Source organism: Pedobacter sp. CG_S7 (assembly GCF_040544395.1).
Classification (GTDB): Bacteria; Bacteroidota; Bacteroidia; order Sphingobacteriales; family Sphingobacteriaceae; genus Pedobacter.
Genome location: NZ_JBEONS010000024.1, coordinates 39,892 through 52,937 on the forward strand (window position 1 = coordinate 39,892; position 13,046 = coordinate 52,937).

Below are 13,046 nucleotides of genomic sequence, written 5' to 3' on the forward strand. Positions count from 1 at the left end.
AATCATATTGCAATACAATTTCTATAGCTTATTTATTGATCTTTTTCTTTTGAAAGAGTTTTACTATTAACGTTTTATAATAACTAGCATCAAATAAAGCAGAATCAACAGTGGCTTTATAGGTTAAAAAGGCCCCTAATGGACTTAACACAATGACGGCCATCCAAATACCCAAAACGGGACTAATAGTACCCTGTATAGCAGATTTTTCTGAAACCGTAGAGATAATATGATAAATTAAAAAGAACACTACCGCCATTACTACGGGCAAGCCAAGGCCGCCTTTTCTTATAATCGCACCTAAAGGAGCACCTATAAAAAACAAGAGCAAACAGGATACCGCTAAGGTAAATTTACGTTGATATTCAATTTGTATTTTTATCAGGCCTCTAACCCTATCTTTGTGTTCAACAACCTTACCTGCAACTGATTGCTGTATAGAGGTTGCCTGGTCTGAGGCAGACTGCAATAAGGATAGTTCCTGATCTTTTGGTAATACATTAAGGATACTTCCCTTAATAATTTTAACCGGAGCTTTAATTTTAGTATAACCCTTTGTAACATTGTTTTGCTTATAATAAGATCCTATACTTAACTTGGCAAGTCGATTTACACTATCAATCAGATTTGATAGCGAGTCACCCTTTTTAACTAAGCCTTTCAAGTTAAGCATCTGGGTGTTAGACCTAAAACTATTTTCGTCGGTGCGGCTCATTTCAAAACTAGAAAAATCAAACTTTTGTTCCGTTTGCTTAAAACGCATGCGATAAAGTTCTTGTCGTGGGTTGTAATAGGAATTTTTGCCCGATGATTCCTCATACCTTACCCCATCATTTAGTTTTAAAACCAGGTATTTATTATTATCGGTTTTATACATTTTACCGTTTTTTGCCATAATGATTTTGGCTATGCTGTTAGCACCGGTATGATCATAGATCATTATTCCCTCCAACGTTATGCCGTCATCATCTTTCCTATCTACTCTTATGGAATAGCCGGGAATACTGTTGTTAAAAACGCCTTCTTTTATTAGGAAAGACAATTTTTTATTACGCACATCCCATAATAAGGAGCCAAATTTAAGGTTGGCCTTCGGTAACATGTAATCAGAGAATAAAAAAGAACAACAAGAGAGCAATAAAATCACAATAAAAAGTGGTCGCATTGCCTTTTGCAAGGATACTCCGGCAGATTTAATGGCTACGAGTTCATAATTTTCACCTAAGGTTCCAAAGGTCATAATGGAGGACAGGAGGATGGACAACGGGAGTGCCATAGAGACATTTGCCGCAGAAGCATAAACCATTAACTCCAGAATAACATACCATTCAAATCCCTTTCCTATTAAATCATCAACATATTTAAAAAGGAAAAACATGAGCAAAATAAACATCACAATAAAAAATGTGGCGATAAATGGCTTAATGAATGCTTTGACTAAAAGTAAGTGTATCTTTTTCAATATACAAAGATAGTCAATGACAAGGAATATTTATGCGCCAATTACACCTAACAGATAGGTGATCTGATTGTCCCATATAGAGGTGCGTTCAGCAAGTGTTTCATCCGTAGCAAAATCAGTGATATTTAATGCCACATCATTGGTGAGCTCATCTTGCACAATTTCCATTTCAAAATAGCAATGAGGTTCATCATCAAGCCACTTAAACTTGACCATCTTATTTTCTTTGAAGCTCAATAATTTCGCCTTTTGTACTTCATCATCCCAGGTAAACGTAAATACCTGATCGCGAAAAATCACATCATCAGCAAACCACTGTGACAAGCCGTTAGGTTCACTAATGAAGCTAAACAATATACGTGGAGATGATTTTAATTCGTATTCTAACGTAAACTTTTTCTTTTCTGCCATCTGTAAATCCTTATATTTTGAATTTATTTGATAATTTTTATCATTTGTTCCTAAAGAAAGGTAAATTTTTCTATATTTGCAACTCTTTAAAAAAGAAGATTACGGCGGGGTAGCTCAGATGGTTAGAGCGCAGGATTCATAACCCTGAGGTCGGCAGTTCGATTCTGCTCCCCGCTACTAAAAAAAGCTCACTGAAAAGTGGGCTTTTTTGCGTTTAAAGTGAATTTGAGATGTTTTTTGAAGTCTCTTAAGAGATACTGATTTTGATCAAGACTATCTAACACATGGTAAAAACACCCTAAACTGAAGCTATTTAATATCGCGGTTTAGGTTAATCAACCTACCAAAAAATAGCTATGTTAAGTTAGGCACTTCCACCTTTAAAGGCTTCCATCGGCAAAATTCTATAATTTAGACAAGAAAAACAAAGCTTATTTTATGTGCGCACGATACACCCTTACCGCTGAAGAAAAAGAACTGTTACATGAAAGCAACTATAAACTTTTCGGAGAATACAATCCCGACAGCAACGTGGCGATAACAGATTTTGGTTTTGTAGTAACATCCGACCAACCGACTCTCGTTCAAAAAATGCATTTTGGAATTGTGCCTCATGATGCTAAAACAAAGACGATTGGATTTGATACCTGGAATATCCGAAGTGAGGAGGTAGTAGCTAAGAAAACTTTTGAGCCCCTAATGAGACACAGAAAAACATGTTTGGTAATTATGGACGGCTTTTATGAATGGCAGGAGGAAGCTGATGGCGACAAACAGCCCTGGAAATTTATCGTACCTGGCCGCAAAACGTTTTGTTGTGCAGGATTATGGAGCCGCTGGGTTGACCCATTAACTGGCGAGATTTACGATAGTTTTGGTATCATGACTTGTAAAGCAAACCACACTGTGGGAGAAATTCACAAAAAGAAACGAATGCCAGTTATCCTGCATAAATCTGACGAAAATACCTGGCTAAGTAAAAAATTATCCATTGATGAACTGCTGTCTCTCTGCGCTCCGTTTCCGGACAACAAAATGCAACGTTACATAGTCAGTAAGAAAATGAACAAGGTTTCAACAAAGAAAGCACCAAATAAAGGGCTTGGACTCTCCTTACCGCTAAATAATGATAAACAGCGGAAACAACCGGATTTGTTTAGCTAGATACATGGCAGCTGATTAATTCTAATCTATAGTATTGGCTCAATAATATTTTATATTAATTAGAACAATCCAGCCTTCATTAGTTTTAATGTACGCTTCACGAAAGCCAGCGCAAATTCTTTTTTTTGAAGTGTTGTAAACAAAAGCAATTCTTCAGCGAAAGACGTATCATTATCCAGAAATTTTAATATTTGAGCGGCATTATTTTTTTTAAACATGGTAGAGAAAATCTCTTCTCCAGAAATTCGCCCACTATTTAAAAGGTATAATAGAATGCCATCATAAAGATTAAACCTTCGCGAATAAGTAGCCGAAATATATGGATCTCCATACTTTTGCAATCGCTCAACAATAGCAGCGGTGTGTTTCTGTATAAATCGAAATGTATAACCTGTAGAACCCTTTGTAAAACCACCGGCTGTACCCAAATAAATAATGCGACCGTCTTTTCCCTGAATGGGATGATCTGACATAGGAATGACTCCATTTTCCTGTTCAACTACCTTGTAATTTTCATAAATCAATTGCTCACTAATGTATTGATTAAGAGCAGCAGTATAAGTTTCTGGTGCCAGCAATTGCTCAGAAAAAACCGTATATTCTATAAGAGCTCGATTTGCAGCCAAGGGCAGAACATAAATAAATGAAGTGCCATGCTGCTGAGACGTATTAAAATCCATTATTTTCGCTGATTCAGGATCAAATATGGGGCTTTCAGTTTCTATTACCCATCCTTGGAAATGTTGCAGCAGATATTGGTAACTTTCGGGTCTTTTCTCTTGAGGCTTTGGAATACTAGAGAACACATAATCGGCAGTATAGAGAATTCCATCTATCACTAAACCAGCCTGTTCTTCGTCATTAAATAACCTTTCAACATCACCCACCAAAATAGTAATATGACTGCTATTTGCTAACTGTTCAGAAGCATATTTATAAAAGTCTGCTCCACGAATCATTTTATAGCTGTATGGATGGATGTTTAATTGCAGATCCGTGTAAGTACTTGAAAAGGAGAGATGATTCCATTTTCGGTGCACAACAGGTTCAAAAATATCGGGATGCTCTTCCCAGAAACACCAAGTCCTGTCATTATTTTTTTTAACCTCTTTATCTACCACCAATACTCTTTTATTAGAGGCTTTAAGGTATGGCAAAAGGCGCACTGCCAAGCTTAAGCCCGAGCACCCCCCACCTGCAATAATATAGTCAAAGTTTTTCATGTAGATAATTGATCAACGGGTAACCCTATTTTAAATTGTAAGTCACCACAAAATAGCAAGACAATGTTAACAGTTTGCTAAACTATAAAAGAAATATTTGCAAACCGATTTATTTAAGATTTAAATCAAAGAATACATCTAATCGGTTTATTTCAGAATGATAGTAAATAGGATTTATCTTAAACAAGGCTATAATTCTTTTAAGTCACGGCTTTAATGATTTGATTTTAGAAAAACAACTTTGGAAACAAACCTTTCGTTAGATACCTTTGTCTCGTGAAAAAGCCATATAAAAAGAAAGAAGGAATCTGGATTCTCTTTAAAAAAATAACTTACTAACCCAGTTTTCATGAACAATTCCAACGACAATACCTTACATCAAGACAAAGTCTTTGCGGGAGTAAATTACACAGAAAAAACATTAATGAATCGCGAATTTGTAAAATGTGAATTTATTAACTGTGACTTCTCCAATAGCGATTTAAGCGACAATGATTTTGTTGATTGTCATTTTAAACAATGCAATTTCTCACTCACATTGCTCAGGGGTACAGGCATGAAGGATGTGACTTTTACTGGTTGCAAAATTCTAGGTATTGATTTTTCTAAATGTAACAAATTTATGTTTTCATTTGTTTTTGAAAGCAGCTACTTGGACTATTCTACCTTCTTTGGCACTAAGCTCAGGAAAACTAAATTTTTAAATTGCACATTGAAAGAAACTGATTTTGAAGGCGCAGATTTAACGGCTAGTGTATTCGACAACTGCGACCTTACAGGAACCAGCTTTATTAGGTCTATATTGGAAAAAACAGATTTCCGCACCTCCAGAAACTTTAACATAGACCCTTCAGAAAACAACATAAAACGCGCAAAGTTTTCAACTCTCAACCTGGCTGGATTGCTTCATAAATACAACCTTGATATTGATTATGAAAACTAAAGGGCATATCCACTTTTTCTTGAAATAAGAGTAAAAAATAGAAAAACTAAGAGAACTGCAATCGATTTGTACTATATCAATTGAAATATTAAAACTTTCAATTATAGCGTTTATTTTTTTATCCGTATCATATAAATCACCATAAATTAATCACACAAGAATAGAACGTTAGAAGCTTACTGTCATCGGAAATCAGCCCAACTTGAGGAGGATAAATTTATAATTAAAATTAAACTGTTTTTCTGTAAATAACCTGATCATCTTTTTTCTGATTATCGCCACAGCCCCTATTAAACAAATATTATCCGCAATCGGTTGCACTTAACCTAAATTTGTCTATTTTTGTTATTCTAAACATAAGTAAAATGTTAAATTAGCTATCAGGAGTCAATACAACAGCAATAAATGTGATTTTGATCCATGCGATCAAAAATATAATTTTCATGTTCAATTACCAATAAGCAGCTGCTTTTTTCCCTGAATATTAATTGAGGAAAACCTGAGAAAAGACTATTACGATCGAACCTTATTTAAATAATATGGCATAGATGAAATAAAAGCAGATAACCCGTTAAATAAAGAATTATTTTAAAATCAACTACTAAAAAATAACCAAACAAAAGATGAAAAGAAACTTAATGATTCCGCTAATCGTTATTGCAATTTTAGCATGGACACCAGCTTTTATATTTGGACAAACAAAGCAAAAAAAGGCAACCACTATTGTAAAAAAAGCAGTTCCGAAAACCGTAGTCACTGCTGCACAAATTGAAGAAGGAAAGGGACTTCTCGCTAAATCAGATTGTATGGCCTGTCATAAAACGGATGTCAAACTTATAGGCCCGGCCTATAGCGATGTTGCTAAAAAGTATCCTTCCAATGAAGCTAATTATAATTTGCTGGCCTCTAAAATAATTAAAGGTGGTAGTGGTGTATGGGGACAAATACCTATGTCGCCCCACGCTGCTATCAATATAGCCGATGCAAAAAAAATAGTTAAATATATTCTATCGTTGAATTAAGAATACCTACATAAATGAAAATATTCAGCTTAAAAATATTGGCTATATTGGGATTATCTATGCTCATCTATACCTGCAAAGTTTCTCAAAACACTATAAATTGAGATGCTGCGGGTAAAATAGTAGTAAATACAGCGCCTTCTATCGCATATCTTTCTCCACAGGAGAGTATGAAATCCATTCACCTGCAAAAGGGTTACAGGCTGGAATTGGTTGCCAGCGAACCCATGATCCACGAGCCTGTAGCTAAAGCATGGGATGGCAATGGCAGAATGTATGTAGCAGAAATGAACACCTACATGCAGGATGCAGAGGGTACGGGAGAAATGAATCCTGTTTGTACCATAAAAAGATTAGAAGATACCAACGCTGATGGCAAGATGGATAAGGCCATAGTATTCATCGACAGCCTCCTGTTACCCCGCATGATTCTGGCATTAAATGACCCACTGTTAGTTAATGAAACCAATTCTAACCATATTTATAGCTACCGGGATACGAATGGTGATGGTGTTGCTGATGAGAAAAAATTGCTTACGAAAAAGAAGAATTTATAGCATCTACAGATATGAATTTCAGACCAGTAAACACTGCAACTGGGCCTGATGGCTGTTTATACATCGTTGATATGTACCGTGGTATCATTCAGGAAGGTAACTGGACAAAGAAAGGCACTTACCTGCGCAATCAAATCGACCAAAAGAAATTTGATAAGAACATTGGTCGTGGAAGAATCTATAGAGTGGTGTACGAAGGTATAAAACCAGACAAAAAAGCACCTAAAATGCTGGACTTATCTACTGATAAATTAGTTCCTAATTTAACACATGCAAATGGCTGGTGGAGAGATAATGCTCAAAAATTGATTGTGATTCGCGGTGATAAATCAGTTGTTCCAGCTTTAAAAAGAATGCTACTTAATACCACAACTAATCAACTTGGCCGTATCCATGCTTTATGGACATTAAATGGATTGAAAGCATTGGACAATGAAACCTTAATTCAGGCAATGAAAGATATAGATCCGGAGCTGCGAAAAACAGCTTTATGGGCTAGTGATGAACGGGTAAGAAAAGGAGACAAGAAATTGTAGATTATTTGGATTCGTTTAAGAACGACCCAAGTGCCGACGTCCGTTTTCAATTGGCCTTAATATTACGCTTTAATAAATCAGAAAAAGCTCAGGCAATCATCAAAGAACTGTTAATCCGTAATCCTGGCAATCAGGTAATGGCAGCATCGCAGAAAAAATACCAAAACAGTCTTGATGCTAAGGAATTGTTAACAAGGAATGCGAATATATTTTATACGATCTTTATGGGTGGCTTTTATGATAACCTGATCGTTAAACATTTGCCTGGAGATGCGACTTTGGAAGGTTATCTAAAAGCACCTGAAAATTCTACCGCTGGGCAGGCACTTACAAATGCTAAAAACCTCCCTGGCCCGGAGGTATTACAAGCTACACTCATTATTCCAATAATTCTTATCCTAGCATTTAGCGGATTAGTAATTTATATGAGGTCACAAAAAACCAAACAAGTTATTAACCTAATCACAACATAAAATCAAGATAAAGCTAAAGACCATTTTATAAGTTGCTTTACCTGCTTATCATTTCATTAATTACCATCTTAAAAATAATACAAGAGGGTTGAATCTTAAACCCTCTTGTATTTTATTGAAATCACAAAAAAGCAAAACAACCATCAATTTTTATCATGTTTATTCCAGACAAGAGCATCAATATCATAACCCAAGTCTTTAGCTTGTTGCATATAAGCAGATTTGATGTTTTCAGGAATCGTTTTTGTCCGAGATAAAATCCACAAATAATCAAGATTGTTACCTACTACCAAAGCATATTGGTACTCACTATCTAAAGCAATGATATTGTATGCAGCATAGAAGGGACCAAAAAAAGACACTTTTAGTCTAGCCACAGTAGGGTCTTTTATAAACTTCGCCTTCCCAATACTTTGTTCCCATTCCATTTTTTTGTAATTATAACCACGGTTATCCACCTTGATTGAACCATTGTCATTTATGGAATAAGTAGCTGTAACATTATCCAGGTTCTTTTCATACTTAAAGTCAAGTCTGGCAATTTCATACCATTTTCCAAGATATTCATCCTTATTGAAAGGAGATATTGCAGTTGCACCTTTAGGTAGTGACAGTGTACTACAGGAAATTATTACTAATGAGGCAACACAACTGCCAATAGCTAGCATTACATTTAATTTTTTAGTTTTCATACTGGCTAAAGCATAATATGCAACTGAATGTTTTCAATTATACTATTGATTATGAAACTATTTTCACTTCTTTAATTTAAATTAACATTTTATAAAAAACCTGAGATACATTGATCAATAAAAAATAATAAAACAATTGTGATAGAATTTTGATTATATAACTACATAAAATAATTTAAACATGGAAAAACCAAATTCGCATCCTAAACCTTCAGAAGATATACAATTAAACATTGAAACTGTAACCCCTGATACTGAAAAAGAGGGTTTAGCTAATGACCAAAAGAACAAGAAAGAGGGAATAGATCCTGTTTCTACTCTTAAAGAAAAAGAGTCTATTGAAGTTCCACCATCTGATAAAAATATTGATAATGAGGATGATAAAGATGAACCCGATGCAGGATCAAAAATAGAAACAGTAAGTCCATAGAAAAGTTTTATGCTACATGAGGCTTATATTTCGTGGTATTGACTGTGGCTTTAAGCTCTTGTAATATGTTATACAAACCAAAATTTGTTCTATTTACATAAATAAAATGTTTCACGCCCCTGGCCTGTTTGAATTCTGGCATTTTAGCGATCTTCTCCCCATAGGCATAGAGCTGATTAAAAAACTCAGGCTGACTAAAATCAAATGAATTACTCGTGTATGGTTTGGCGAACAGCTCAATCATTTCCCGGTAAGCTTTATAATAAAATTCAACTTGTGCAGCAGTATCTTCGGCATGAATCATATCTAGCTGACGAAATGCTGCCAATGTTTCTTCTTTATCATTGATCACATTCGTAGAAATAAGAGAAAAGAATGGAATATAAAAATCATCTGGCAATTCCTTTATACAACCGAAATCAATTACACCCAGTTTTTCATCAGGCGTAATCATAAAATTTCCAGGATGCGGATCTGCATGCACTGCACGAAGTTCGTGCTGCTGAAAATTATAAAAATCCCACAATGCCTGGCCAATTTTATTTTTCAACTCCTGCGTGGGATTAGTTTTCAAAAATTCACGTAGGTGAAGCCCTTCAATCCAGTCCATGGTGATAGTTCTTTTACCAGAAAGTGCCGGATAATATTTTGGGAATACAATATTCGCAATGCTTTTACAAGCCTCAGTGATCTCTATAGACCGCTTTACTTCTAAAACATAATCTGTTTCCTCCAGCAGACGTTCTTCAACTTCTTTGATATAAATATTTAGTTCCTTCTCACTCATCCCTAATAATCGGAAAGCAAAAGGCTTTACCAATTTTAAGTCGGAAGATATGCTATCCCCTACCCCCGGGTATTGGATTTTTACAGCCAATTTTTTACCGTTTAGTTCTGCTTCATGTACCTGCCCTATAGAGGCCGCATTGGACGATGAAAGTTTAAATTTATCGTAAATCTGTTCAGGAGGTTTACCAAAATTCTTAGTGAAAGTTCTAACAATCAGTGGCCCAGACAATGGAGGAGCGTTATATTGAGATTGTGTAAACTTGTCAACATATGGTTTAGGCAAAATGTTCTTATCCATGCTCAACATTTGAGCAATTTTTAAAGCACTTCCTTTGAGCTCACTTAGCGATTTATAAATATCTGTTGCATTATTTTCATTCAGTTCATCTCTACCTAGACCAGGATTAAATAATTTTTTGGAGTAATGCTTTATGTAATTTCCACCAATTTGTATTCCAGTTTTTACGAATTTAGCAGATCTTTCTGTTTTAGTAACTGGAATTGAATCTTGTTCTCTCATTTTTTAAAATTTCATCCTTTCTTTAAAGTTTCCATTTCTGGATAAGAACTTTCCATATTCAAATAAATTATCAATCGGCGACCTTTGGAAAAGATCAAACGTAACATTTATTCCTTTCTCAATCGCTTCATCAGTTTTTTCAAAACCATCACTGTCATCATGTATCCAAAAATTTACGATGAAAGCAAATTGAACCCAAAGCGCATCTTTATATCTTTTAGCAAAAAACTTTCTCTCTGCAAGTTCACCACTTTCTAAGCCTTCGTTAATTATATTCTCAGCAAAATTCTCAAAAACAGTTTGGACGCCCGATAGAACTGGAGGAGTAGAAAAATTCTTATGCCCCTTCAGACTATAAATTACAAAACTTCTTTGCTTTTTCAATACTTCAACATAACTGTAAAAAAAAGCAAGAATCTTATCACGCGAAGAATATTGACTCCAAACTTCCTGTTCTTCTATTGCAGCTATAGTATCTACCGTTGATTCTAACCAGATTGCTTTTTCAATACTATCAAAAGAAGCGTAAAACTCATAGAATTCAGCTTCTGTGATCTTTATTTTTTTTGCAAAATTATATGCTGATTTTGGCTTTTCATCATGTGTTAATACATAATCCACATAGCCTTTCTTGATTTGTTCAGACGTTGCCATTTTCAATTTATTTAAGACGTAAAAGTACAAATGCAAAGTACTAAATATAGTAATTTGAGCGTAAAATATTGGAAAAGAAATAATTATAAAATTAGTTCATCAATTAACTCTAATTGAATAACTTCAAGGTAAACTTAAAAATTAAATCGATTGTTTCAATTTTACAGCTAATATTTCTCGGCCAATTTCAATGCATTAAAAAGGTTAACTATACCTGCACTACCACATAAATTAGAAAATGGAACTTTAATAGTACTCCCCATATCGTCCTTTAATTTAACTTTTTGAGATACTTTTACAGCAGATTTGATAATTATTTCTCTTAATTCTTCAGCTTTCAAATTTGGATAATAACTTAAGATTACGGCTGCCAAACCAGATACAACAGGTGCAGCCATACTTGTCCCATCCAATACTTCATAGTGTGAGTCTGGCACTGTAGAATTGATTTTCAATCCTGGCGCAAATACATCTACATTATATTTTCCATAGTTAGAGAAAGAGGTCTTTAAATTAGCGTCGTTACTATAAGAACTCGCACCTGTCTCTATCCAATTTCTTGCATGGGGAAGATTGAATTTAGCCGTATCTAATTCTATCTTCTTATTTGATCTCCTCGTTGCATTAACTTTATAATGTCTTTGTACTGCCGACTTAGGCTTTTCTTTTAATTCGTTAACTTTAAGAAGTAGCTTTTGTTTTTTCTGATAAGCTCTTGTCTCTGAGCCATCATAATATTTATTCGGATAATTATCTACACGATCAACATTCTGATTATCATTACCAGCCGCATGTACCAGTAATACATTCTTGGCCTCAGCATACTTAACAGCGGCATCAACAATTGGTTTATCCCATTTAAATTCTTTCCCAAAGCTCATATTGATAATTCTTGCCCCGTTATCAACGGCGTACCTAATGCCATTAGCCACATCCTTATCACGCTCATCACCATCTGGTACAACCCTTATTGCCATAATAGACACATTAGCAGCTATACCTATTATACCTAATGAATTATTTCTATTAGCAGCTATAATTCCAGAAACATGGGTTCCATGTTCCGCATTCGGTCCCTTAACATCATTATTACCATAAAAACGTTCTTTAGAATTATCATAATCATCACCAACCAATTCCTTTCTTTGATCATAAGCCGGATTGAGATTATACCTTAACATCACATCATACTGTTTATAAGCATCCTTAATTTCTTTATAAAACGCATTAAAACTGCCACTTTCCTTACTACCAGAACGGATAATTTTTTTAACACGTTCCTCCATTTCATTATCGGCCTTATAATTTTCAATATCAGAAAAAGACGGAATAACTTTTTTATTGACTAATGCAACAGAATCTAAAACCTTATTAATAGCATTCAAGACTCTAAAATTCTGATCAGCATCATCATATTTTTTTCCAAATTCAGTCGTCACTTTATTATAAAGGGCATACTGCTCTTCCCCTATACTATCCAATTTAGTAGATTTAATCGTGGATTTATATTTCGGGTTATACTTTCGGTAAATTCTAACCAGCTCAAGATTATCATAAGCCAGATTGCCCTTTTTAGAGCCTATAAAATTCCAGCCATGCACATCATCGATATATCCATTTTGATCATCATCAATATCATTACCTGGAATTTCTTTTTGATTTACCCAAATAAGACCCTTCAAATCTTCATGGGTAGTTTCAACTCCACCATCAATTACCGCTACAACTACTTTAGTTTTTGGGGTTCTATTTTTTAACAACTGTGTATAAGCTTTCTCCGTACTGATACCAAAGTAACCATCCTTAGCCAAATCCAGGTTATACCAATTTGGTGGTAGTATAACATCCTTCTTCTGAGCAAAGACAGAGAGATTAATAGAGATAAAAAATATTATAAATACAATTCTAAGGTTCATAAAGTAGTATTATTATAAGTAGCAGCTAATTACAATGATACGTTATTTATTATTTAGGGTTGATGCCATTTAGTTTTTTTAACATTTAGATTTCATGATCCGAAGCATGCGAAAAAAGTATGGGAATATAAAAATTACTACCCGGGGGCAACCCTAAAAAAATAAATGATTGGTAATAAGAATTGGATTTAAACAAGAAAAGCCTGCAGTTTAGACTACAGGCTTTCTTTAAGATTTGGCACCGACCTACTCTC

General features: G+C 34.7%; 14 protein-coding genes and 1 tRNA gene. 8 read left to right on the top strand and 7 right to left on the bottom strand.

What is annotated here, in order from left to right:
* Positions 1–28: 28 nt before the first annotated feature.
* Together AAKU52_RS12640 and AAKU52_RS12645 are read right to left on the bottom strand one after the other, a co-directional pair.
* Positions 29–1,462: an LptF/LptG family permease gene (locus tag AAKU52_RS12640; protein WP_354334002.1), complete on the bottom strand. Its 1,434-nt coding sequence runs from the start codon at positions 1,460–1,462 to the stop codon at positions 29–31.
* 30 nt (positions 1,463–1,492) lie between these two features.
* Positions 1,493–1,873 (bottom strand): START-like domain-containing protein, encoded by a 381-nt coding sequence (locus AAKU52_RS12645; protein ID WP_354334004.1) that lies wholly within the window; start codon positions 1,871–1,873, stop codon positions 1,493–1,495.
* Positions 1,874–1,976: 103 nt separating this feature from the next.
* Between AAKU52_RS12645 and AAKU52_RS12650 the strand changes: the two genes are divergently transcribed.
* Together AAKU52_RS12650 and AAKU52_RS12655 are read left to right on the top strand one after the other, a co-directional pair.
* Positions 1,977–2,050 (top strand) — tRNA-Met (locus AAKU52_RS12650).
* 261 nt (positions 2,051–2,311) lie between these two features.
* Positions 2,312–3,037 (top strand): SOS response-associated peptidase, encoded by a 726-nt coding sequence (locus tag AAKU52_RS12655; RefSeq protein ID WP_354334006.1) that lies wholly within the window; start codon positions 2,312–2,314, stop codon positions 3,035–3,037.
* Positions 3,038–3,096: 59 nt separating this feature from the next.
* On the opposite strand, the gene AAKU52_RS12660 is transcribed toward AAKU52_RS12655, so the two are convergent.
* The gene (locus AAKU52_RS12660; RefSeq protein ID WP_354334008.1) at positions 3,097–4,260 is read right to left on the bottom strand and encodes a lycopene cyclase family protein; all 1,164 of its coding nucleotides are present in this window, start codon (positions 4,258–4,260) and stop codon (positions 3,097–3,099) included.
* A gap of 349 nt (positions 4,261–4,609) precedes the next feature.
* Here AAKU52_RS12660 and AAKU52_RS12665 point away from each other — a divergent pair, with 349 nt between their 5' ends.
* From AAKU52_RS12665 to AAKU52_RS12685, 5 genes are all read left to right on the top strand, one after another.
* Positions 4,610–5,203: a pentapeptide repeat-containing protein gene (locus AAKU52_RS12665; RefSeq protein ID WP_354334010.1), complete on the top strand. Its 594-nt coding sequence runs from the start codon at positions 4,610–4,612 to the stop codon at positions 5,201–5,203.
* 623 nt (positions 5,204–5,826) lie between these two features.
* Positions 5,827–6,225 carry a c-type cytochrome gene (locus AAKU52_RS12670; RefSeq protein ID WP_354334012.1) on the top strand — a complete coding sequence of 133 codons (399 nt, stop codon included), beginning with the start codon at positions 5,827–5,829 and terminating at the stop codon, positions 6,223–6,225.
* Positions 6,226–6,368: 143 nt separating this feature from the next.
* Entirely contained in the window at positions 6,369–6,782 is a 414-nt protein-coding gene (locus AAKU52_RS12675; protein WP_502931030.1) for a DUF7133 domain-containing protein, read from the top strand.
* A gap of 11 nt (positions 6,783–6,793) precedes the next feature.
* Entirely contained in the window at positions 6,794–7,318 is a 525-nt protein-coding gene (locus AAKU52_RS12680) for a HEAT repeat domain-containing protein (protein WP_354334016.1), read from the top strand.
* Positions 7,319–7,323: 5 nt separating this feature from the next.
* Positions 7,324–7,791 (top strand): hypothetical protein, encoded by a 468-nt coding sequence (locus tag AAKU52_RS12685; protein ID WP_354334018.1) that lies wholly within the window; start codon positions 7,324–7,326, stop codon positions 7,789–7,791.
* A gap of 143 nt (positions 7,792–7,934) precedes the next feature.
* Here AAKU52_RS12685 and AAKU52_RS12690 read toward each other — a convergent pair whose 3' ends face one another.
* Positions 7,935–8,483, bottom strand: coding sequence for a lipocalin family protein (locus AAKU52_RS12690; RefSeq protein WP_354334021.1), 549 nt, complete (start codon positions 8,481–8,483; stop codon positions 7,935–7,937).
* A 181-nt stretch (positions 8,484–8,664) separates the two neighbouring features.
* On the opposite strand from AAKU52_RS12690, the gene AAKU52_RS12695 reads away from it, so the two are divergent.
* On the top strand, positions 8,665–8,913 hold the full coding sequence (locus AAKU52_RS12695; protein ID WP_354334023.1) for a hypothetical protein: 249 nt from the start codon (positions 8,665–8,667) through the stop codon (positions 8,911–8,913).
* A gap of 7 nt (positions 8,914–8,920) precedes the next feature.
* On the opposite strand, the gene AAKU52_RS12700 is transcribed toward AAKU52_RS12695, so the two are convergent.
* The 3 genes from AAKU52_RS12700 to AAKU52_RS12710 form a co-directional block, all read right to left on the bottom strand.
* Complete coding sequence (locus AAKU52_RS12700) at positions 8,921–10,222, bottom strand: ABC1 kinase family protein (protein WP_354334024.1); 1,302 nt, start codon at positions 10,220–10,222, stop codon at positions 8,921–8,923.
* Between the two features lie 3 nt (positions 10,223–10,225).
* On the bottom strand, positions 10,226–10,876 hold the full coding sequence (locus AAKU52_RS12705; RefSeq protein ID WP_354334026.1) for a TetR family transcriptional regulator C-terminal domain-containing protein: 651 nt from the start codon (positions 10,874–10,876) through the stop codon (positions 10,226–10,228).
* A 167-nt stretch (positions 10,877–11,043) separates the two neighbouring features.
* The gene (locus AAKU52_RS12710; protein WP_354334029.1) at positions 11,044–12,792 is read right to left on the bottom strand and encodes a S8 family serine peptidase; all 1,749 of its coding nucleotides are present in this window, start codon (positions 12,790–12,792) and stop codon (positions 11,044–11,046) included.
* Positions 12,793–13,046 lie beyond the last annotated feature (254 nt).